Origin of the sequence: Chitinophaga sp. OAE865, from assembly GCF_040546735.1 — a bacterium.
Taxonomy (GTDB): Bacteria; Bacteroidota; Bacteroidia; order Chitinophagales; family Chitinophagaceae; genus Chitinophaga; species Chitinophaga polysaccharea_A.
The window spans coordinates 7379906-7402237 of sequence record NZ_JBEPOF010000001.1 but is presented as its reverse complement, the minus strand read 5'-3'; the positions used below and the strand labels follow the sequence as shown (position 1 = coordinate 7402237).

Below are 22332 nucleotides of genomic sequence, written 5' to 3'. Positions count from 1 at the left end.
ATAATCCAACTTTTGTGTTACAATCTTTTCTAATATTCTCTCTATTTTAACACAGAATTTGTTATCTTAGCATTCCTAACTTGTAGTGATGGTAGAAATTTTATTGCTTATTTGTGCTTATCTGGTAGGATCTGTTCCTACGGCTGTCTGGGTGAGTAAAGGCGTTTTTGGTATGGACATCCGGGAGTATGGCAGCGGCAATGCCGGCGCCACCAATACTTTCAGGGTGCTTGGTCCGAAAGCGGGTACTTTTGTAATGGTGGTAGATATGCTGAAAGGTGTATTAGCTGTGCGTTTGGCTTATCTGGCACCTTATTATCTTGATCCTGAGCATCTTACCCAGCTGGTGAACCTCCAGATCGGTTTGGGGCTCGCTGCAGTGGTAGGTCATATATTCCCCATTTGGGCAAACTTCAAGGGAGGTAAAGGAATTGCTACCCTGTTCGGACTGGTACTGGCTATCCAGCCCCTGGTAGCTTTATGTTGTGTAGGGGTCTTTTTAATGATCCTTTTCCTGACAAGGTATGTGTCTCTCAGCTCTATCATTGCCAGTATCGCTTTCCCCATACTTATCCTCTATATCTTCAACGAACCTGAAATCTTTTATCGCATATTTGCTATAGCTGTTGCTTTAATGGTGGTATTAACCCACCAGAAGAATATCACGAGGCTGTTAAAAGGAGTGGAAAGTAAAGTGCCACTGTTTAAAAACAAAAAGGACAAGAACTAGTTATAGTTATATTATTAAAGCAGGAAGCAAAAAGCGATAGCCATAAAATGTGCATGCTTTTTGCTTTGTGCTTTTTGCGTTTTACGCATATTTAAATTGATGCTCCCATGAAAAAGTATGTTTTATTCTTTACTGCAAGCCTTGCATTGGCGGCCTGTTCACGTGTACCCATTACCGGCCGTAGCCAGTTGAACCTTGTTCCTGAAAGTACCATGCAATCTATGGCGCTGCAGCAGTACCAGTCGTTTTTGTCAGAGAACAAAGTAGTATCGCAAACTACCAGTAAAGATGCCGAAATGGTAAAAAGGGTGGGCCAGCGTATTGCGAACGCGGTAACCAGGTACATGAACCAGAATAACATGGGTAATGAAATATCCAGCTATAAATGGGAGTTTAACCTGGTAGACAGTAAAGAAGTAAATGCCTGGTGCATGCCAGGTGGTAAAGTGGTGGTGTATACCGGTTTGCTGCCGGTAACCCAAAACGAAACCGCACTTGCCTGTGTAATGGGACATGAAATTGCACATGCTATTGCCCGTCATGGTAACGAGCGTATGAGCCAGGGCCTGGTAATGCAGGGAATCCAGGTAGCAGGTTCGGTAGCATTAAACAGGAATCCTACCGCAGTAAATATTTTTAACCAGGCATTCGGAGTTGGCGGTAACTTAGGTACCCTGGCTTTTTCCCGTGGTAATGAGCTGGAGGCCGATCACCTTGGCGTGATATTCATGGCGATGGCAGGTTACAACCCGCAGGAATCCATTCCTTTCTGGCAGCGTATGGCTAACATGAGCAAGGGTCAGAAACCGCCTGAATTGCTGAGCACTCACCCAAGCGACGCTACCCGCGTACAGAAATTGCAACAGCTGATGCCGGAGGCAATGAAATATTATACTCCCGGTAAAGCATAAATTATAAAAAAGCAACGGGCCGGTAATGTATCATTACCGGCCCGTTGCTTTTTTATCTTCCTTATTCTGTTATAATTTCAATCACCTTTTTATTTTTCTGCACTTTCATTTTATCCGGAACATGTGCCAGGATCTCTTTCTTAAAAGCCTCGATCAACGCCTGTTTGATAAAATGACGGTGTGTTACCAGGCTGATCTCCCTTACCGGTTCCGGCGCTTTGAAATAGCGCACCATATTCAACTGGCGGGTGGAAAGATCCTGCAGCGACAACTCCGGTAAAATCGTATAGCCTTCATTGATATCCACCATTCTTTTCAGCGTTTCCACACTGCCGGTATTGTATTCCAGGTTCTTATTATCGCCCATGGTGAACTTATCCTTGCAGATATTCAGCACCTGGTTACGCATACAATGGCCTTCATTCAGCAACCACACATCTTTGATGTCCAGATCTTCTGCCTTCACTATTTTTTTCTCGTACAGGGAATTGGTTTTGGCAGCATATACTACAAACGACTCATAAAATAAAGGATGCTCTTCCAGGTGGGGGTTGTGCAGTGGGGTGGCCAGTAAGCCGCAATCCAGCAGTTCCTGTTTCAGCTGCTGCATAATCTGTTCTGTGGGATATTCCCATATCTCCAGCCGTACTTTCGGATATTTTTTCATGAAACCTGTGAGTATACGGGGAAGCAGATAAGGCGCCAGGGTGGGGATGATCCCTACTTTCAGGTTTCCCTGTACCTCTTTTTTCTGATCTGCAATGATCTCCCGGATGCGGGCATTTTCTTTAATAATGATCCTGGCCTGGGCTATTACGGATACGCCTATTTCTGTAGGCACCACCGGTAATTTACTGCGGTCAAACAGTTTAATGCCTAATTCATCTTCCAGTTTCTGTATCTGCATGCTCAGCGTTGGCTGGGTTACAAAGCATTTCTCTGCTGCTACTACAAAACTTCTGTATGTATCTACCGCAACAATGTACTCCAATTGAACTGTGGTCATTTCCTCTGAGATTGTGGAAACAAAGGTATAAATAAAATCTATAGGAAAGACGTTAAATCCTATAAAAGCGAATGACGGCAAAGAAATATTTCCCTGCCGTCATTCGCTTTATAATGAATGTATCTAATTAGAATATCCGGTAACGGTATTTAATTTTTTCTGTATTGCTATACAGCTCCCTGATGTTGATAGAAGCCTGGATTTCCGCCACTGCTTCTGTTTTCAGGTTCCTGAATTCAGCCTGCTTGGTGTCGATAATGCTTTTATCGGCAAGCCCGTTATCCTGCGCTATTTTCAGTGAGTTGTTCACTTTGGTATAATATGAATCCAGCAAAGTGAAATACTCGTTGTAAAGATTTTCAAACCGCTTGGTTTGCAGCACCAGGTCTTCCAGCTGGTTGTTGACTTCTTTCAGGGACGAATTCTCGCGGAGCAGGGATTCATAATCGATCCGTTTGCCTTTGGTGTATTTCTCTTCCAGTTTAGCAAAGTAATCCACTACCTTCTCTTTCTTGAAATCAAAAAAGTATTCATTCATCGTTTGGCTCAGGCCCTGGTTGCCTTTTTGAGGAGCAGGGAATTTAAGAGAGGTGGCGGTAAATGAAAGATGATCAAACAGGTTATCCTGCAACAGGCTTAGCTGATCTTTGTTAAAGTTCAACCCGTATTCAAATTTCTGGTTGGCATCATTCAATGCAGTATAATACACCACATATTTATTCAGCTCTTTTTCGAATTCCTGTAATGATTTCTGGTTGATCTGCTTATTATTTACACTCACGCTGTGAAGAAAGTTCATCACCGAGTTGGCAATAGCCAGCGGCGGCGTGAGGGAAGTAAAGCTCTGGAAAATAGGGCTGTTGATGATCGATTTGGTAGACTCCACAATCTTGGAGTTCTTCTCACTTTTATCGCCCTTATTTTTCAGGATAATTTTTTCAACCAGTTCCACGATACGGTCGCTCAGCGAGAACCCTAACGCTTTACTTTCAGGGTTATTCAGAGAGGTAATAAAAACATCGAGGTTATTGGTAGTGGTACGCGACTTCAGATCGATGATCTTTTTGTTAAGCAGGTAATACGTTTCGCTGGCATTAATGATATTGTTCTTTATCAGCTCGTATTTGGTGATGTTATCTATTTCCTTTCCCTGTAAAAGAGCCTGTATCGCAGTGGAGTTTTGTTTGTCATTGTCGGTGATCCGTTGTATGTCTTCCATCAGTTTGCGGATAGTGGTATCCTGCGTTTTGATTACAGACGCTGTGGTACTTTTCAGTTCCGGGTCCTGTGCGTAAGCTGTCTGGAAAGTAAAAAGTAAAACAAGAGGGGCTGGTAGCACTTTCATCCATCCGGTGGTCAGGAGTCTCTGGGCCAGGTGTACTAACGGTAATGACTCATCGGGCTTGCAGGTCAAGCGTTTATCATGCCTCATTTCCGTTGGTAGGTGTTTTAACATGTTGTTTTTGCTTTTTGTTAACAAAAATTTAAGAAAATATGATGCCAAAAACGTCATCATGCAAAGATAAATAATTAATAACAGTTAAAATTAAATCATGATAGGTGGCATCCGGCTGGCATTTACCTGATATATTTTGAATTATCAGCAGGTAAGTTACCTTTGCTGCCAAATTTGATCCACTTTCATGCTTAACAACAAAAAGATAGTGGTTGTATTACCGGCCTACAACGCAGCACTTACACTGGAAAAAACATTCCGGGAAATCCCTTTTGACATAGTTGATGACGTAGTACTGGTGGATGATGCCAGCAGGGACGATACCCTTGAAGTCGGCAAGCGGCTTGGGATTCAGCACCTGATACGTCATGATAAAAACAAAGGTTACGGAGGTAACCAGAAATCCTGTTACAACAAGGCTCTTGAGCTGGGAGCCGATATCGTGGTGATGTTGCACCCCGATTACCAGTACACACCCAAGCTCATTACTGCTATGTGCAGTATTATTGCCAATGATGTATACCCGGTGGTTTTCGGGTCCAGGATCCTGGGAAAAGGCGCCCTGAAAGGGGGAATGCCGATGTATAAATATATATTTAATCGTTTCTTAACATTGACACAAAACATCCTCATCGGTCAGAAACTGAGTGAATATCACACCGGCTACCGGACATTTTCATCGGAGGTACTGCGTAATATCAACTATATGGCTGATAATGACGATTTTGTGTTTGATAATGAAATGGTTTCCCAGATATTTATGAAAGGATACGATATTGCAGAGATTACCTGTCCTACCAAATATTTCGACGAGGCCTCCAGTATCAATTTCAAGCGCAGCGCCATTTACGGCCTCGGCGTATTGAGAGTGTCCCTGCAGCATCGTTTGCATATGTGGGGCATCGTAAAAGGAAAGATCTATTAAAAAATAATTCAGCCAGTGGGTTTAGCGCAACAGTATAATTTAGCCGGAAAATACCTGAAGTATTATTTTACTTCAGGCAATCGTCATGATGTACATTCTCCCTTTGTATTTTCACTGATAGAAGATGTGTTGCTGGATAAGAAACAGCATCCTGCTTTCCGGGAAATAGAACAGTTGCGGAAACAGCTTCTGAAAAGTGATGAAACGCTGCAGGTGACCGACCTGGGCGCAGGATCACTGATATCAGCCGGTAATGAGCGCCGTGTGCGGGACATTACCCGTTATGCCGCCAAACAGCCTAAATTCGGCCAGTTATTTTACCGGCTGATACAATACCTCCAACCTGCCCGTATCCTGGAACTGGGCACTTCTATGGGCCTTTCTGCGGCATATATGGCAAAGGCTGCCCCGCATGCCCACGTTTATACCATAGAAGGATGCCCTAATATAGCAGCCAGGGCAGCCAAAAATTTTGAAGCGCTGCATATAAAAAATATCAGGCAGATCACCGGTAACTTCGACACCGTGTTACCGGATGTATTAAAGCAGATACAGTTGCCCGACTGGGTTTATATAGATGGCAATCACCGCAAAGAGCCTACGCTGGCCTATTTTGAGCAGTGCCTTCAGTTTGCGGATGAGTATTCCGTTTTTATATTCGACGATATTCACTGGACCCCGGATATGGAAGCAGCCTGGCATACCATACAGGAACATCCGCAGGTAACCATGACCATCGACCTGTTTTTTATAGGGCTGGTATTTTTCAGAAAGGATTTTAAGGTGAAACAACATTTTACCCTGAAATACTGATTTTGAGGTAGTATATTAGGCATAAAATTTCCCCGTTATGCGTTACCTGAAAATACTCCTCATTGCCTGTTCGCTATCCGGCAGCCTGGCAGCCACCGCACAGGATAGTCTTTCCCAATACAGTAAAGAATCGTTTATCCGTAAGGGTGATACCCTGCAGTACCGTCTCCTGTTGCCGGCCAACTACGATCGTCATAAAAAATACCCGCTGATCGTCTTCCTGCATGGAGCCGGTGAAAGAGGCCGCGATAATGAGGCGCAACTTAAACACGGAGGCGCCATGTTCCTGCGTGATACCATACGGGCCAACTACCCTGCATTTGTGCTTTTCCCCCAGTGCCCGGATAATCAAACCTGGGCGCCCATGAAATTTGTGCGCGACAGCACCGGCAAGGTCATCCAGGCAGATTTCCCGCTGGACGGCGACCCCACGCCACCCACTGCTTTACTCAACCAGTTGCTGGATAACTTGCTGGCAAGCGGAAAAGTAGATACCAAACGTGTGTACATCGGTGGTTTATCGCTTGGAGGAATGGGCACCTTCTATGAAATCACAAAACGTCCCAATCTTTTTGCTGCCGCGTTTCCCATCTGTGGCGCCGGTAACGTGGCCGCCGCCGGTAACTTTGCGAAAAAAGTGCCGGTGTGGATCTTTCACGGCGGAAATGATAAGGTAGTACCGGTAGAGGCTTCCAGGGCTTATGATGCGAAACTGAAAGCACTGGGCGCCGAAGAAAAATATACAGAATATCCAGGCGTGGGGCACAACAGCTGGGATAATATGTTTGTGGAGCCCGGTTTTATGCCCTGGTTATTTAAACACCGTAAAAAATAAAAGAAGAAGGAGCGTTCAGGCGCTCCTTCTTCTTTTATACATCTTAATTACCACCCAATGCCCTGTACAGGGATACCATGCCCTGGTATACATTACGCCGCGTGGTTACCAGCGCCAGTTCAGCTTCCAGCACATTTTTCTGAGCAGTGATCACTTCCAGGTAATTGGCATACCCTGTTGTGAAAAGCACGTTTGCTGTAGACACCGCCTGTTGCAGTACCAGCACCTCTTTACTTTTCAGCGCATATGCTTCCTGCTGGTTCTCTACTTTATTCAGGGCAGATGCCACTTCCTGGTACCCATTTACAATGGCCTGCTGGTATTCATAGAATGCCGTCCACGCATTGGCGGTACTGATATTGTATTGTGCCTTTATCTGTTTTTTATTGAAGATGGGGGCGGTTAAATTGCCTACTGCGCCCCATGCAATGGACGCGGGCGACTGGAACAGCAACCCCGCTTTGAAGGCATTAAAACCTGCATAAGGGGTAATGGTAAGGCCAGGTAAAAAGGCCGCCCTTGCCGCTTTAACATCGGCTTTTGTAGCGGCCAGTTCCAGCTCGGCGCGTTGTACATCCGGGCGTTGCAGCAGCAAACTGGCGGGAATCCCCCTTTTAATGGCATCGGGCAAGGCCTGCGTGTCCTTTACAACGCTACGCTCAACAGGTTGTGGCAACCTGCCCAGGAGGGCGTTGAGCTGGTTTTCAAGGGAAGCAATTTCCTGCTTGACGCCATACTCCAATGCCTGTGTGCTCAGCAGCTGTGCGGTGAATTGTTGTACTGCGAGCTCTGTAGCGCGGCCACCGGCTTTCTGAATGTGCACGGTAGCTACAGCCGCTTCCTGTAATTTGATATTGCGTTGAATAATAGCCAGCTCATTGTCCATCGCAGTGAGCTCATAATAAAGGCCGGTAACGCCTGCTACAATTTGTGTGGTGAGCAGGCGCCGTCCCTGTTCACTGCCCAGGAAGCGCGCATAGGTAGCCTGGCGCTGACTTTTCAGTTTTCCCCACAGGTCTATTTCCCAGCTGCTTCTCAGCCCGGCGAAATACTCGGGCGTTGGGCCGGGGATACGTTGATCTTTGCTGATATTGGGCGACAGGTTGGTATCAAAGTTACCTACACCGTTAAGCGTATAGTCTGCGTACTTATCCACACCGGCCGACAGGGAAAGGTTCAGTGATGGCAGCCATGCATTCTTCGCCATCATCAGGTTGGCCTGGGCGGTGGCCACCCGCTGTGCTGCAGAGAGCAGGTCGTAGTTGTTACGCAACGCAGTGTCAATAAGGCTCCGCAGATGAGGATCATTAAACACCTGTGTAAAGTTTTGCAGCGAAATGGTATCGCTGCTGTTACCGGAAACCACGGGAACGCTTATACGTTCCGGCAGGGCCAGTTCCTTTTGTGTGCTGCAGGCCACTGTTGCAGTGGCCATGGCAGCATATAATGCGTATTGATATATTCGTTTATTCATTGGTGTAAGCTTTTAGTTCAACGGATTTTTTCCTGATCATGGAAGCAAACAGCACATATAATCCGGGTATGATCAGTACACCGAAGATGGTTCCGATGAGCATTCCGCCCGCGGCGGCGGTACCAATGGAACGGTTGCCCATGGCGCCTGCGCCGGAAGCAATACAAAGTGGTATCAATCCGGCTATGAACGCAAAGGAGGTCATGAGAATAGGGCGTAGCCTGGATACAGCTCCTTCTTTGGCCGCAGCCAGGATAGTAGCGCCATGTTTGTTTCTCAGGATGGCAAATTCCACGATGAGGATAGCGTTTTTACCCAGCAATCCTATCAGCATTACCAGTGCTACCTGCGCATAAATATTATTTTCCAGGCCCAGCAGCTTCAGCGAAAGGAAGGCGCCGAAGATACCGGCGGGCAACGACAGCAACACAGGCAGCGGCAGCAGGAAGCTTTCATACTGGGCCGCCAGCAGCAGGTACACAAATACCAGTACGATAATAAAAATATAAACCGCCTGGTTACCGGAAAGGATCTGCTCCCTGGTCATACCGCTCCATTCATAGCTGTATCCCCTGGGAAGTTCTGTGGCGGCTACTTCCTGCACGGCAGCAATGGCCTGGCTGCTGCTGAACCCGGGTTTGGCGTCGCCATTGATCATAGCGGCGGTATACATATTGTACCGTGTTAGCTGTTCCGGGCCGTATACGCGTTCCAGTTTTACGAAGTCGGAATAGGATACCATTTCGCCCCGGTCGTTTTTTACGTATAGCCGTAACAGGTCGTCGGGTTTAGCACGGTAAGACGGATCCGCCTGTACCATTACCTTATACATTTGCCCGAAGCGGATGAAGTTAGACGCGTAGAAGCTACCCATCAGCGTTTGCAGGTTGCTCATGGCGTTTTCTATACTCACCCCTTTTTTAGCTGCCATGGCCTGGTCTACATGGATCAGGTACTGGGGGAACTCCGCATCAAAGCTGGTGAAGGCGCTGCCTATTTCCGGCCGTTTTTTCAGCGCATCAATGAATTGATTGGTTACCTGTGCCGTTTGCCGCAGGTCGCCGGTGCCGCTGCGGTCGAGAAGCCGTAATTCAAACCCGCTGGAGTTACCAAACCCCGGAACGGTAGGCGGCGGGAAAAATTCGATGCTGGCATCTGCAATAGCGGCAGTTTTCTTTTGTAAGATTTCAATGATATCCTGCACGGAGGCTTTGCGCTCGTCCCATGATTTTAGGTTTACCATGCCCATGCCATAAGAAGCGCCGGCAACCTCATTTACCAGGCTGTAACCCGCCAGGGTGGATACGGATTCCACTTCGCCCAGTTCAGCGGCAATAGCCTGTACCTGGTCCAGTATGGCTTCGGTACGTTCTACCGTGGCGCCGGGAGGAGTGGTTACGTTTACATAGATCATGCCCTGGTCTTCCGTAGGGATGAACCCTGAAGGGAGGATAGCGCTTACGCCCCAGGTGGCGGCGAAGAAAAAGATAAGGCAGGCCAGGGTGATCAGTCTCCTTCCTGCGATGAAGCTGATGAGCTTCGCATATTTATTTTCAGTAGCATTATATCCTTTGTTGAAAGCATTAAAGCAGCGCTGCAGCAGGTTCTTTTTACGTGGTTTGCCATGTGTGTCTTTCAACATGATGGCACAGAGTGCAGGCGTTAACGTTACTGCGTTAATACCGGAGATCACGATAGAAATGGCCAGAGTGAGGGAGAACTGCCGGTAGAAAACCCCGACCGGGCCCGACAGGAATGCCACTGGTATAAATACTGCAGACATTACAAGGGTGATGGCCACCAATGCCCCGCTGATCTCCTTCATGGCTGCCAGAGTGGCTTCCAGGGGAGGCAGGTGCTCTTCACTCATCTTCACGTGTACGGCTTCTACCACTACAATGGCATTGTCTACCACGATACCGATAGCCAGTACAAGTGCAAAAAGGGTGAGCAGGTTAATGGAAAAGCCCATCATCTGCATAAAGGCCAGCGTACCGATCAATGCCACCGGTACGGCAAGGGCAGGAATGAGGGTGGAGCGGAAATCCTGCAGGAAAATAAATACTACTATAAACACCAGCAGGAATGCCTCAAACAAGGTTCTTACCACTTCATGGATAGAGGCATCCAGGAAGCGGGATACGTCGTAGTTGAAGTTGAAGGTCATGCCCGGAGGAAATGAGGATTGCTTCATTTCTTTCCATTTTTGCCTTCACATTGTTAATTACATCACGCGCATTAGAGCCGGGCCGCTGTTTGAGCATGATAGAGGCAGAGGGTTTACCATCTGTTTTGGATACCATGCTGTAGGTGAGCGAGCCGAATTCCACATCGGCAATATCTTTCAGGTGAAGCACCGAACCATCCTGGCCGGCCCGCAATACGATCTGCCGGTATTGTTCCGGCTCAAAAAACTTACCGGTATACCGCAATACATATTGCAGCATATTGGGGTCTTTATCAGAGCTTTCGCCGGTTTTACCGGGAGCGGCTTCAATGTTCTGTTTACGGATGGCCTGTATCACTTCATCAGCGGATACGTTGTAAGCCAGCATGCGATCGGGTTTCAGCCATACGCGCATGGCGTATTCCTTTGCACCCATGATTTCCGCGCGGCCTACACCGTCGATACGTTTCAGTTCCTGGAGCACATTGATATCTGCAAAGTTGTAGATGAACTGCTCATCAAGGGTGGTGTCTTCACTCATCACGTTGAGGTACAGCAGCATACTGTTCACCTCTTTTTCTGTAGTAACACCCGCCTTGATCACTTCTTCCGGCAGCTCATCAATGATGGTGGCCACGCGGTTTTGTACGTTTACAGCTGCCTGGTCGGGATCTGTACCCACCTGGAAAAATACCTGGATCACCGTGATCCCGTCGTTACTGGATACAGACGACATATACGTCATACCGGGCACCCCGTTAATAGCTCTCTCCAAAGGTGTAGACACCGCCTTGGCAGATACTTCTGCGTTGGCGCCGGTATATTTGGCCGTTACTGTTACAGAAGGCGGCACAATATCCGGGAACTGGGTAACCGGTAATGTAAACAGGGCAAGCAGGCCTACCAGTGTGATAATAAGCGATATGACCAGTGACAACACCGGTCTTTTTATAAAAGTTTCAAACATTATTGCGTGGTTTCAGCTAAGGAGCTGTGATTATAAACTGAGTAAACTATCCATTGGAACGCCGCGCGGTGAAATCCGGATACCATCACGGATGTTGCGCACACCTTCACATACAATGCGCTCGCCGGGTTTCAGCCCTGCCCCAACAATGTAGAAGTGTGCGAAGCGGGCCTGTGGAACAAAGTTTCTCATCTTCACAGTATTAGCGCCATCTACCACGAATACATAGTTTTTATCCTGCATTTCGAATACTGCCTTTTGCGGGATGATCACTGCACTGTCTATTTCGGTAGTAAGGCGAACTTTCCCGCTGGCGCCATGTTTCAGCAGTTTGGAAGGATTTGGGAAGCGTGCGCGGAAGGCAATGGAACCTGTGTTTTCTTCAAATTCGCCTTCTATGGTTTCTATTTTACCGGGATGATTATAATCGGTACCATCTGCCAGTACCAGGGATACTGTGCGGTAACTGTTATCGCCTTTTGCCAGTGCTTTGTTATACTGGAGATACTCGGTTTCTGAAACATTGAAGTATGCATAGATCTCGCGTGTATCCGATACCGTAGTAAGCAGGGTACCTTCACTGATCAGGCTTCCTTTCTTTAATGGGATACGGTCAATGATACCGTCAAAAGGAGCGCGGATACTGGTGTATGATAATCGCATTTCTGCATTGGAGGCGGCGGAACGGGCCTCTTCTATCTTCGCCTGGGCCGCAGCCAGCTTGGCATTGGCTACTTCCAGTTCGGAAGGCGCCACTACTTTTTTCTCCACCAGCAATTTTACCCTGTCAAGTTCCAGTGCGGCGGCTTTGCTCTCTGCCACTACGCTGCTCAGCACAGCTTTGGCCTTGGCCAGCTCGGCGCGGTATTCTGCATCACTGATGCCGAACAACAGCTGTCCCTTTTTTACTTCCTGGCCTTCATCGATAAATATTTTATCAAGAAACCCGTTAACACGGGCGCGTATTTCCACATTTTGTACGGCCTGGATATCTGTTACATAAGAACGGTGTAACAATGTATCTTTTGTTACCAGTGTGGTAACCGGTAAAACTTTAAGATCCTCTTTGTTGGTACTTTCTCCTTTGGTGGCGCAACCAGCCATGAAAAGAGCGATCAGCGATGTTAAGATCCCTGTATATTGACGCATAGCAATAAAATATTGATCCCGGAATAACCGGAATAGGTGAATACAACACAACAGGAGGCCATCTGCTATGGAAGCAGAAAACACAGGCATCTCCCTAAAAAAAATTAAAAAAGATTACAATAAAAGATGTGCTGGTATTCAGAAGGGAGTAAACCGGAAGAGGAAGGAATAGTAGGCAGGCAGGAAGGATTTCTGACGGCCGTACTCACCGGTTTTATTCTCAGTAATATAAATACTGCGTGCAGTATTATCTGCATCAAGATAAACAATACGGGTAGCAGTACTCACCTGTGGAGCAGCTGCATTGAGGTACCAGCGGGTTTTACGCCGGTGTTTGGTGATGTGCCACATTTCTGCGCCATCATCATCTGCATCAAAATGTACAGGGATTTTATTAACAAGACTTAATAACCTGTCCTGTTCTACCTGTTGCTTATGCAGATCCGGTAACAGAAAATAATGACGATGTGCGGCAATTGAAGGCAGAACGGCAGTTACCAGCTGTAAACACAGCAGGAAGCTAACCAGGGTCCACCGTTTTAATATGTGCGCACGATTATTCATCAAGCCGCAAAATTAATTGTTTTTAATTTATTTGAAGATTAGATTATTGTAAAGGAACTATTTTTTGATAACCGGTAAGATGATTACTGCCAGGATAACATTTACTACCCATAAGCCAATATCATATCAAAATTGGCTTATTATTTAAAAATTCAGGGAGAAGAAATAGCTTTATTTGCAAAGTTCGTTCAAGTTGTTTAAACGTTAAAGCAGTTTTATATCAATCAAATTCTATAACAAGGGTTGATACCCGGAGCGCAATAAAACACATATAAATCCACTGGTTATGAACAATCACCGCTTGAAAACACAATTTTCAGGAGCAGGACTGTTATGCCTCTCCGGAGCTGAAAAACCGTCCCGGAGCACTGTATAATAATTTATTATACTCCTCCTCTTCCACTTTATTCTTAACAACTGATCACTACTGGTATAAACAATGCCACTGCGGTCTTACACGCCTGTAAATAATTGCCGGGATATGGTCCACGGTTGCTATGTAGTACCCGGAAAATGCGGTAGCAATTTTATCACCCAAAAAACAACTACGGTCTCATGAAAAAACAGTATTCTTCCAATGACAGGATGCACGGCGGGCGCGGGTTCCCTGCCTATACCGGAAAATGGATATTACAGGGTATCCTCTTGTTGTGCCTCAGCACCGGCGCATTTCTAAGCGCATGGGCACAACAGGTAAAGACCATCACAGGCGTGGTCAGGGACGATGCCGCCAACCCGCTGCCTGGTGTAGGGATTACAGCTAAAGGCTTTCCTGTGCATGCCACCACCAACGACCAGGGCAGGTACCGTATTGATGTACCAGCCAACGCCACCACATTGGTATTCACTTACATAGGGAAAGAAACCAGGGAAATACCGCTAACGGCTGCACTAACATATGATGTGATCCTATTGGGCCAAAGCAAAGACCTCAGCGAAGTGGTTATCTCCACTGGTTATATGACCCAGCGGAAAGCAGACCTCACCGGCGCCATCACGGTAATCAACCGGTCCGACTTTGCCAAAAATCCCAGCGCCAACGTAATGCGCTCCATGCAGGGAAAGATACCCGGACTATATATCACTACCGACGGTAATCCCGCAGAAAATGTAGGCATACAGGTAAGAGGTATCACCTCTATCAACTCCTCACCCCCCTTGATCGTGCTGGATGGCCAGCCCGTTAACATCAACCTGCGCGATATCAATCCTAATGATATTGAATCCATGCAGGTGCTCAAGGATGCTGCCTCCGCATCCATTTACGGATCACGAGCCGCCGGCGGAGTTATCCTCATAAATACCAGGAGAGGCAAATCAGGAGAAACCAGGGTTACCTATGAAAGCTATGTAGGCGTATCCAAAATAACAGGCGTACCGGATATGCTGGATGCAAACGGCTACGGAAGAGCGCTCTGGCAGGCTACCGTTAACGACGGAGACGACCCTGCTGCTGCCATCCGCATTTATAAATACGACTGGGACCGCGATAAGAACGGCATACCCGTTTTAAATGCTGTAACCCCTGTGGAATGGTTAAACGCGGACAAAACTATGCCGTCTTCCAACACCAACTGGTTCAAAGAAGGAACCCGTACAGGCATCCGGCAAAACCACCAGATCACCATCACCGGCGGGAAAGAGCATTTATCCAGCCTGTTCTCGTTCAACTATTACGATAACCAGGGAACACAGATCACCTCCTCTTTCAGACGCTATTCTGCACGCTTTAACAATGAATACGAAATGCTGAAAGGAAGACTCACCATAGGGGAAAATTTTACCATGACCAATCTCCGGATAAGAGACATCAACAGCACCTATGGCTTCCTGGTAATGCCGCCCAATATACCCGTGTATGATAACAACGGCGGATGGGGCGGTGTAGCTATGGCGCTGGGAATGGACGACTTCAACAACCCTGTAAGGGACCTGGAGATCAATAAAGACAACAAAGGCAACTTCCTGAAGATACTGGGTACCGGCTACGCCAACCTCAGGATCCTCGATAACCTGGCTTTTAAAACACAGTTTGGCCTGGACTATAACATGTGGTACGACCGGAACATCGAACATAAATGGAAGGAAGCAGGCGGCAAAAGCAGCGATATCAACGGCGTCAGACAAAACAACTGGCAAAACATCGGCCGCACCTGGACAAACACGCTTATCTACAACCTGAAGTTCGGCAAAAATCTCTTCGACATATTAGGCGGTATAGAAACCTACCGGTATGTATATGAATTCACCAATGCCTACCGCAACAATATCCTGCTGGAAAGCCGGGACTATGCATATCTGTCTGCCGCCACAGGCGATAATAAATCATTGACCGGCGGTGGCGATGAAAGGACGCTGTTATCTTTTTTTGGTAAGATCAACTACTCCTATGAGTCGAAATACCTGTTGTCTGCCACCATCCGTCGCGATGGTTCTTCCGTATTCGGGGAGAATAACCGGTACAGCACCTTCCCCGCATTTTCTGCCGGATGGAGGATCAGCCAGGAACCTTTTCTAAAGAATGCCGGATTCCTGAACGATCTGAAACTGCGGGCCAGCTGGGGCCAGAACGGTAACTCCGCCCCGCTCACCGCCGGCAGCCTCGTGAACATTTACCTCGGGGATTTTGATGGCACCGCCTATGCTATTGGTGGCAACCAAACAGGCAGTATCCCCTCCGGATACCGCAGGAACAGCCTGGGCAACCCCGACCTGAAATGGGAAACCACCACGCAAACAAACATCGGCGCCGACTTCAGCTTCCTGGACAACCGCCTGTCAGGATCTTTCGACTGGTTCAATAAAAAAACAACCGACATGCTCTTCCAACCGCCCTATATAGGTGCATTGGGTGAAGGCGGCTACCGCTGGGTAAACGCCGCTGACATGACCAACCAGGGCTACGAATTGCTGCTCAGCTGGGGCGAAAGGAAACGGGAATTTACCTACCGCCTCACTGCCAATGTATCCGCATATAAGAACAAAATCAACTCCATACCGGAAAACGTAAAGTATACATACGGCGGTAACGGCCTGCTGGACAATATTATTGGCCGCCCCCTCAACTCCTTCTACGGCCTCGTGGCAGACGGTATCTTCAAAACCCAGGAAGAAGTAGATAATTCCCCGCAACAACAAGGGAAAGGTGTAGGCCGCATCCGGTACAAAGACCTTGACGGCGACGGCGTGATCAACGAAACCTACGACCGTACCTGGATAGGTGTAAGGGATCCTAAGCTGATGGCCGGATTAAACCTGGAAGCAACCTATAAAAACTGGGATATCACCATCTTTATCCAGGGAGTTTTTGGCAACAGCGTTTACAACAACTGGAAAGAACTCAGTGACTTCTGGAACATCGGCGTGCAAAACGACCGGAACCACCCTTCCCGGATACTCGAAGCCTGGTCGCCATCCAATCCCAACTCAGACATTCCTGCCCTCTCCCGCCGCGATGCCAACGGGGAAAAACGGATGTCTACCTATTTCATTGAAGATGGCTCATACATCAAACTAAGAACAGTAGATATCGGCTATACCCTCCCTAATAGCTTAATGGAAAGATGGCACATGAACCGGGTCAGGGTATACATATCAGGACAAAACCTCCTCAACTTTAAAAAGACATGGGGTAAGGACAAATTTACCGGCGGAGATCCTGAAAATCCCAATGAAGCCTACCCGCTGCCTGTTAACGGTCTCTTTGGATTGAATGTCACCTTTTAAACGAACAACATGAAAACACGTACTATAATATTCATCAGCCTGGTCGCCCTGCTCACTGCCGGATGTAAAAACTTCCTGGACGTCAAACCGAAAGGAGTATTATCCGAAGAACAGGTAGAGGGCGCCGACCAGATAGAGAACTTCGTGGTTGCTGCTTACTCCTATATGCCCTCTCTTGGCTACGGAGATACACATGCGCCATGGATTCAAAGCGTAAGGTCTGACGACGCCTATAAAGGCGGCGGTGGCCTCAGTGACCAAACACCCTGGTATGAAATGGAAATATTTACCGGCGTAACGTCCAACATCGGCAACAACGACGGTCCCTGGTACCGTGGCTACTGCGGCATCAGCAGGGCCAATACTGCCCTGCGTTTGCTGAACAAAGTAGATCCCAACAGCTTCAAGGCCCGTGATCAACGCATCGCAGAAATGAAGTTTATCCGGGGATGGATATACCTGGGCATGAAACTACGCTGGAACTATGTGCCCTACATAGATGATGAAGTAAAGAATGATGCCATCATAGTAGAAGGTATCTCCAACCGCCCTCCGGAAATGACCAACGATCTGCCCCTGTGGGATAAGATCATCAAAGACTTTGAAGATGCCGCCGGAGTGCTGCCCGAAACACAGTCAGAAAAAGGCAGGCCTACCAGGTATGCAGCACACGCGCTGGCAGCAAAGGCGTTGCTGTTCAGGGCCTATGAAAAAAATGACCGGCACCAGGTCACCGTTATCAACCACGAAACACTCAACAAAGCACTGACCCATATCGATGCTATCACAGCCAAAGACGGCGCTATGTTTGATCTCACGCCCGACTTTGCAGAAAACTTCATGATAGAATATGATAACAACACGAAAGAATCATTATGGGAAATACAATATTCTATTGATGATGGTACCACCAATGGTCGCGTTAACTGGGGCGACCAGCTCAATGCTCCCTGGTGGAATCCCTGGTTCAGCTGCTGCGACTTCCACAAGGTGTCCTACACTATGATCAATGCATTTAAAACAGATGGTACCGGTCTCCCCGATTTCGATAACTATAACAATACAGAAATGGGCGGTCAGCAATACAAACAGTTCTTCACCGCCCATGCTTTTGATCCCCGCATGGGCCATACCGTTGCCATTCCGGGATATCCCTGGAAATATGACAACCACCTTCTTTTTGAAGAATCCGGCTCCCGTGCCCCCTTCCAGTACGGGTATTTCAATTCCATGAAAGAACAGGTACATCCCAGCTGCAACTGTATGTATAAACCTTTCTATGTACAGAACAGCATGAATAAAAAAGAGATCCGCTATGCAGAAGTATTGTTGTGGAAAGCTGAAATACTGATACAGCTGGGACGCTTTAATGAAGCACTCCCGCTGATCAACAGGGTCAGGGCGCGGGCTGCCCATAGCACCGGACGGCTGAAGAAAGACGACGGCACCTTATGGCTGAACTATAAAATTGAAGAATATAAACCCGGCATCAACTGCAACTGGACCAAAGAATTTGCCTGGCAGGCACTCATGTGGGAAAACCGCCTGGAGCTGGCCTGCGAAGGAAGAAGGTACTTCGACCTTATGCGCTGGGGTGTGCTGGAACCCGTAATGAATGCATTCCTTAACAAGGAAAAGAACCGGTTCGACTGGTTCCGTGTAGCGCATTTCACCGCCGGCAGGGACGAATTCCTGCCCATTCCACAGGCACAGATGAACTGGTCGAAAGGTGGTTACAAACAAAATCCGGGATATTGAGTGTCCTGAATGATTTGATAACCGGAGCCGTGTAACGGAAGGTTGTTACGCACGGTTCCAACAGAATTTCAGGCTGAGATGCCTGGGGTACTTACTAAAACATACACGCATGAGAAAATTCCTGCTATTTGCCTTCGGCACATTATTATTGACAGCAGCTGCCTGCAGAAAATCAGTGGATGACGTTACCAAACCAGGCGTTAGTTTGCCGGCTGTTACTGATCTTACATTACAGCAAACAGATGCCAGCAACGTAAAGATATCGTGGAAAATACCCGGTAATATCCCGGTGGCAATACAACAACCACTGAACGTATACATAGAAGTGAACCAGGTGCTTACCGTGATGAAGACCGTAAACGTAGCCACCGCTACATTACCCGGTGCACCACTGGAATATGCCTTCACACTACCCGACCCGGCACAAACCTATCACTTTACGGTAAAGCTGAACGGGCAAACTCAGAAAACGGATAACAATTACTCCGGCAATATTTATTCCCCGGGGCAAACCGTTATCTATCATAAATAAAATCAGTCCACCGTCCCGGCCGGGACGGTGGACTGATTTTCCACTCTGCACAGGATTGAATTGTTAACTATTTTATTGCCTGCATGGCAGATTTAGCAGCAGCAATGGTTTCATCCAGGTCTTCTGTAGTAAGTGCATTACTCATAAACCAGCTTTCGAAAGCAGAAGGCGGCAAATAAATGCCACGATCCAGCATAGCGTGGAAGAAACGTTTGAATAATTCGTTATTGGCAGCAGAGGCGGCGCTGAAATCCACAATGGGGTATTCAGTGAAATGTGCGCTCAGCATTGAACCCATCTGGTTAATGCTATGCACTATACCTGCGGCGCCAAATGCTTCTTTTAACCCGTTTACCAGGTAGCTTGCCTTTTCCTGCAATTGCTGGTAAATAACAGGATTATCATTCAATGTTTGCAGTAAGGTATAACCGGCAATCATTGCAATAGGGTTGCCGCTTAAAGTGCCTGCCTGGTATACTTTCCCGGCAGGGGCAAGATATTCCATGATTTCTTTCGGACCGGCTACAGCGCCTACCGGCATACCGGCCCCGATGATCTTACCGAAGGTAACCAGGTCGGCCCGGATACCCAGTAATTCCTGTGCGCCGCCACGGGCAAGACGGAAACCTGTCATCACTTCATCGAAGATCAGCAGGATATTGTTGGCATCGCAAAGCTGGCGAAGACCTTCCAGGAAGCCCGGCTGCGGAAGTATACAGCCCATATTGCCTGCTACCGGTTCAATGATCACCGCAGCAATCTGGTTAATGTTATCTGCAATCAATTGTTCTACTGCAGGTAAATTATTGTAGGGAGCCGTGAGCGTATCTTCTGCCACAGAGGTGGTAACACCCGGTACTGATTGAATGCCAAGCGTAGCCACACCGCTGCCGGCGCTTACCAGGAATGCATCTGCATGCCCGTGGTAGCAACCTTCAAATTTGATAAACTTATTACGGCCGGTATAGCCTCTTGCCAGCCGGAGGGCTGTCATACAGGCTTCTGTACCGGAGTTTACCATGCGTATCATATCGATGTTAGGCACCATGCCTACAATCAGTTCTGCAATCTTTATCTCCAGCTCTGTAGGCGCACCGAAAGATGTAGAGTAGGTGGCATATTCCTGTATGGCCTTTACTACCGGTTCATAAGCATGTCCGAGGATCATAGGGCCCCAGGAATTGATATAGTCGATATAACGGTTACCATCTACATCATACATATAGGCGCCCTTTGCACGTTCCATGAACACGGGCGTGCCGCCTACACTTTTAAATGCGCGTACGGGAGAGTTAACACCGCCGGGAATTACCTGCTTTGCTTTCCCGAATAACATTTCACTTTTGCTGTACATCTGTTGGTGGTTTATTATTTTACGCAAGATAGGGAATTATGCATTCAGCAGTTTTACCGCGTCCTTTGCAAAGTAGGTAGCGATCAGATCAGCGCCGGCGCGCTTCATGCTGGTCATGGTTTCCAGGATGGCCTTGTTTTCATCCAGCCAGCCCCTCTGTGCTGCTGCCTTGATCATGGCATATTCGCCGCTCACATGATAGGCACTCACTGGAACGGTTACACGATCTTTAATAATACGCATAATATCGAGGTATGCCATTGCGGGTTTTACCATTACAATATCAGCGCCCTCTTCAATGTCCATCAGTGTTTCTTTGATCGCTTCACGGGAATTGGCATAGTCCATCTGGTAGGTTTTCTTATCGCCGAAGCCGGGAGCGGAATCCAGCGCATCGCGGAAGGGGCCGTAAAAACAGGAAGCATATTTGGCGCTGTAAGCCATAATGCCTGTTTTGTCGAAACCGTTTTCTTCAAGGATGTTGCGGATCGCCAGGATGCGGCCGTCCATCATATCGCTGGGGGCCACAAAATCGGCGCCAGCCTGCGCATGGCTGAGGCTCATGCGGGCCAGTACTTCCACGGTGGGGTCGTTCACTATTTCTGTTCCTTCCACGATACCGTCATGGCCGTAAGAGGAGTAAGGGTCCAGCGCCACATCCGTCATTACCACCATATCGGGAATGGCATTTTTGATACCACGGATGGCGCGTTGCATCAGGCCATCCGGATTTACCGCTTCGGTACCCTTGTTATCTTTTACACTATCCGGTGCTTTTACAAACAGCAGTACACTTTTAATACCCAGGCTCCAGAGTTCCTTTGCTTCTTTAATAGTGAGGTCAAGGGAATACCTGAAATAACCTGGCATAGAGCTGATCTCTTCCTTCACATTTTCTCCTTCGGTAACAAATAACGGCGCCATGAAATCGTTGGGCGTTAAAATTGTTTCCGCCACCATTGCGCGAATGGCGGGAGATACCCTTAAAATTCTGTTTCTTCTGATCATCTTTATAAAATTTTTTATTGTTTTATACCGTCGTCTGCCTGTACATTATTTTACCCATTCCCTTGGCTTCAGAAATTCTTCCAGCTGTGCTTCGGGACTGCCCGGAGTGGTGTGGAAGTCGTACTCCCAGCGGGCTACCGGTGGTAAGCTCATCAGGATGGATTCTGTACGTCCGTTCGTTTTTAATCCAAACAACGTTCCCCTGTCGTGAACCAGGTTGAATTCAACATAACGTCCACGCCTATACGCCTGCCAGTTTTTATGTGCTTCTGTATAGGGAAGGTGTTTTGTTTTTTCTACCAGGGGGAGATAAGCATCAAGGAAAGCCTTTCCGTTTGCCTGGGAAAACTCCAGGAGTGCTTCCGCTGATCTTTCTGCATTTGGCCGGAGATAATCGTAAAAAATACCGCCTATGCCGCGTGCTTCGTTGTTACGGTGCTTATTGATAAAGTATTCGTCGCAATGCTTCTTATAGGCCGGGTACAGTTCTTTTCCAAACGGATCACAGGCATCTTTAAAGGTACGGTGAAAATGGATACCATCTGCTTCTTCCAGGTAATACGGAGTCAGGTCTGCACCACCGCCAAACCAGCTGTCTTTCAGCGTTCCATCCTGGTCGTACAGTTCAAAGTAGCGGAAGTTGGCATGTACCGTAGGCACAAAAGGGTTCAGCGGATGAAGCACCAGTGAGATACCGCAGGCCATGAACCGGCTGTTGGTAACGCCAAATTGCTGCGCCATTATTTCCGGCAGTTCTCCATGAACAACGGAAGTATTAACGCCTCCTTTTTCAAATACGTTGCCGTTGGCAATTACACGTGTTTTACCACCGCCGCCACCGGGGCGTTCCCAGCGGTCTTCCCGGAAAACGGCCTTGCCGTCTGTTTTCTCGAGTGCTGCACAGATCTCGTCCTGCAGGCCGTGTATAAACGATATGAAATTATCTTTAATGCTCAT

16 protein-coding genes and 1 pseudogene are annotated in these 22332 nt (G+C 47.6%); 8 read left to right on the top strand and 9 right to left on the bottom strand.

Annotation, left to right across the window (positions count from 1 at the left end):
• Positions 1-88: 88 nt before the first annotated feature.
• The gene (gene plsY / locus ABIE50_RS29435; protein ID WP_142686293.1) at positions 89-730 is read left to right on the top strand and encodes a glycerol-3-phosphate 1-O-acyltransferase PlsY; all 642 of its coding nucleotides are present in this window, start codon (positions 89-91) and stop codon (positions 728-730) included.
• A gap of 107 nt (positions 731-837) precedes the next feature.
• Positions 838-1641 (top strand): M48 family metallopeptidase, encoded by an 804-nt coding sequence (locus ABIE50_RS29430; protein ID WP_209862319.1) that lies wholly within the window; start codon positions 838-840, stop codon positions 1639-1641.
• Between the two features lie 61 nt (positions 1642-1702).
• On the opposite strand, the gene ABIE50_RS29425 is transcribed toward ABIE50_RS29430, so the two are convergent.
• Entirely contained in the window at positions 1703-2647 is a 945-nt protein-coding gene (locus ABIE50_RS29425) for a hydrogen peroxide-inducible genes activator (RefSeq protein ID WP_142686295.1), read from the bottom strand.
• Between the two features lie 127 nt (positions 2648-2774).
• Complete coding sequence (locus tag ABIE50_RS29420) at positions 2775-4103, bottom strand: hypothetical protein (RefSeq protein WP_209862317.1); 1329 nt, start codon at positions 4101-4103, stop codon at positions 2775-2777.
• Positions 4104-4290: 187 nt separating this feature from the next.
• Here ABIE50_RS29420 and ABIE50_RS29415 point away from each other — a divergent pair, with 187 nt between their 5' ends.
• Genes ABIE50_RS29415 through ABIE50_RS29405 form a run of 3 tightly spaced genes read left to right on the top strand, consistent with a single transcriptional unit; the run spans position 4291 to position 6676 of the window.
• Positions 4291-5028 carry a glycosyltransferase family 2 protein gene (locus ABIE50_RS29415; protein WP_209862314.1) on the top strand — a complete coding sequence of 246 codons (738 nt, stop codon included), beginning with the start codon at positions 4291-4293 and terminating at the stop codon, positions 5026-5028.
• A 15-nt stretch (positions 5029-5043) separates the two neighbouring features.
• Complete coding sequence (locus ABIE50_RS29410; protein WP_209862312.1) at positions 5044-5841, top strand: O-methyltransferase; 798 nt, start codon at positions 5044-5046, stop codon at positions 5839-5841.
• A gap of 37 nt (positions 5842-5878) precedes the next feature.
• Positions 5879-6676, top strand: coding sequence for a carboxylesterase family protein (locus ABIE50_RS29405; protein WP_209862308.1), 798 nt, complete (start codon positions 5879-5881; stop codon positions 6674-6676).
• Between the two features lie 43 nt (positions 6677-6719).
• Here the strand turns inward: ABIE50_RS29405 and ABIE50_RS29400 are convergent, their stop codons facing one another.
• From ABIE50_RS29400 to ABIE50_RS29385, 4 genes and pseudogenes are all read right to left on the bottom strand, one after another.
• A complete protein-coding gene (locus ABIE50_RS29400; protein WP_354028230.1) occupies positions 6720-8150 on the bottom strand; it encodes a TolC family protein in 1431 nt (476 codons plus the stop codon).
• Positions 8143-11284: pseudogene (locus ABIE50_RS29395) on the bottom strand (efflux RND transporter permease subunit). Before ABIE50_RS29395 ends, ABIE50_RS29400 begins: the two are co-directional and overlap by 8 nt.
• 30 nt (positions 11285-11314) lie before the next feature.
• Positions 11315-12433 carry an efflux RND transporter periplasmic adaptor subunit gene (locus ABIE50_RS29390; RefSeq protein WP_209862302.1) on the bottom strand — a complete coding sequence of 373 codons (1119 nt, stop codon included), beginning with the start codon at positions 12431-12433 and terminating at the stop codon, positions 11315-11317.
• Between the two features lie 138 nt (positions 12434-12571).
• A complete protein-coding gene (locus ABIE50_RS29385) occupies positions 12572-12997 on the bottom strand; it encodes a hypothetical protein (RefSeq protein WP_209862299.1) in 426 nt (141 codons plus the stop codon).
• Positions 12998-13552: 555 nt separating this feature from the next.
• On the opposite strand from ABIE50_RS29385, the gene ABIE50_RS29380 reads away from it, so the two are divergent.
• The 3 genes from ABIE50_RS29380 (at position 13553) to ABIE50_RS29370 (ending at position 19013) form a co-directional block, all read left to right on the top strand.
• On the top strand, positions 13553-16723 hold the full coding sequence (locus tag ABIE50_RS29380; RefSeq protein WP_209862297.1) for a SusC/RagA family TonB-linked outer membrane protein: 3171 nt from the start codon (positions 13553-13555) through the stop codon (positions 16721-16723).
• A 9-nt stretch (positions 16724-16732) separates the two neighbouring features.
• Positions 16733-18481: a RagB/SusD family nutrient uptake outer membrane protein gene (locus ABIE50_RS29375; protein ID WP_209862294.1), complete on the top strand. Its 1749-nt coding sequence runs from the start codon at positions 16733-16735 to the stop codon at positions 18479-18481.
• Between the two features lie 109 nt (positions 18482-18590).
• Positions 18591-19013, top strand: a complete 423-nt coding sequence (locus ABIE50_RS29370; RefSeq protein WP_142686305.1) for a DUF4945 domain-containing protein — start codon at positions 18591-18593, stop codon at positions 19011-19013.
• Between the two features lie 67 nt (positions 19014-19080).
• Here the strand turns inward: ABIE50_RS29370 and hemL are convergent, their stop codons facing one another.
• The 3 genes from hemL to hemF are packed head-to-tail and all read right to left on the bottom strand — an operon-like array spanning position 19081 to position 22332.
• Positions 19081-20367 (bottom strand): glutamate-1-semialdehyde 2,1-aminomutase, encoded by a 1287-nt coding sequence (gene hemL / locus ABIE50_RS29365; RefSeq protein ID WP_142686306.1) that lies wholly within the window; start codon positions 20365-20367, stop codon positions 19081-19083.
• Between the two features lie 36 nt (positions 20368-20403).
• Positions 20404-21375, bottom strand: coding sequence for a porphobilinogen synthase (gene hemB / locus ABIE50_RS29360; protein WP_260607507.1), 972 nt, complete (start codon positions 21373-21375; stop codon positions 20404-20406).
• A gap of 45 nt (positions 21376-21420) precedes the next feature.
• The gene (gene hemF / locus ABIE50_RS29355) at positions 21421-22332 is read right to left on the bottom strand and encodes an oxygen-dependent coproporphyrinogen oxidase (RefSeq protein ID WP_209862292.1); all 912 of its coding nucleotides are present in this window, start codon (positions 22330-22332) and stop codon (positions 21421-21423) included.

Excerpts from the sequence above, each read along its gene's own strand:
- ABIE50_RS29415 (WP_209862314.1), top strand. The coding sequence starts at position 4,291 with ATGCTTAACAACAAAAAGATAGTGGTTGTATTACCGGCCTACAACGCA.
- hemL (WP_142686306.1), bottom strand. The coding sequence starts at position 20,367 with ATGTACAGCAAAAGTGAAATGTTATTCGGGAAAGCAAAGCAGGTAATT.
- ABIE50_RS29380 (WP_209862297.1), top strand. The coding sequence starts at position 13,553 with ATGAAAAAACAGTATTCTTCCAATGACAGGATGCACGGCGGGCGCGGG.
- hemF (WP_209862292.1), bottom strand. The coding sequence starts at position 22,332 with ATGAGCATTAAAGATAATTTCATATCGTTTATACACGGCCTGCAGGAC.
- plsY (WP_142686293.1), top strand. The coding sequence starts at position 89 with ATGGTAGAAATTTTATTGCTTATTTGTGCTTATCTGGTAGGATCTGTT.
- ABIE50_RS29390 (WP_209862302.1), bottom strand. The coding sequence starts at position 12,433 with ATGCGTCAATATACAGGGATCTTAACATCGCTGATCGCTCTTTTCATG.
- ABIE50_RS29405 (WP_209862308.1), top strand. The coding sequence starts at position 5,879 with ATGCGTTACCTGAAAATACTCCTCATTGCCTGTTCGCTATCCGGCAGC.
- ABIE50_RS29420 (WP_209862317.1), bottom strand. The coding sequence starts at position 4,103 with ATGTTAAAACACCTACCAACGGAAATGAGGCATGATAAACGCTTGACC.
- ABIE50_RS29400 (WP_354028230.1), bottom strand. The coding sequence starts at position 8,150 with ATGAATAAACGAATATATCAATACGCATTATATGCTGCCATGGCCACT.
- ABIE50_RS29425 (WP_142686295.1), bottom strand. The coding sequence starts at position 2,647 with ATGACCACAGTTCAATTGGAGTACATTGTTGCGGTAGATACATACAGA.
- ABIE50_RS29430 (WP_209862319.1), top strand. The coding sequence starts at position 838 with ATGAAAAAGTATGTTTTATTCTTTACTGCAAGCCTTGCATTGGCGGCC.
- ABIE50_RS29375 (WP_209862294.1), top strand. The coding sequence starts at position 16,733 with ATGAAAACACGTACTATAATATTCATCAGCCTGGTCGCCCTGCTCACT.
- hemB (WP_260607507.1), bottom strand. The coding sequence starts at position 21,375 with ATGATCAGAAGAAACAGAATTTTAAGGGTATCTCCCGCCATTCGCGCA.
- ABIE50_RS29370 (WP_142686305.1), top strand. The coding sequence starts at position 18,591 with ATGAGAAAATTCCTGCTATTTGCCTTCGGCACATTATTATTGACAGCA.
- ABIE50_RS29385 (WP_209862299.1), bottom strand. The coding sequence starts at position 12,997 with ATGAATAATCGTGCGCACATATTAAAACGGTGGACCCTGGTTAGCTTC.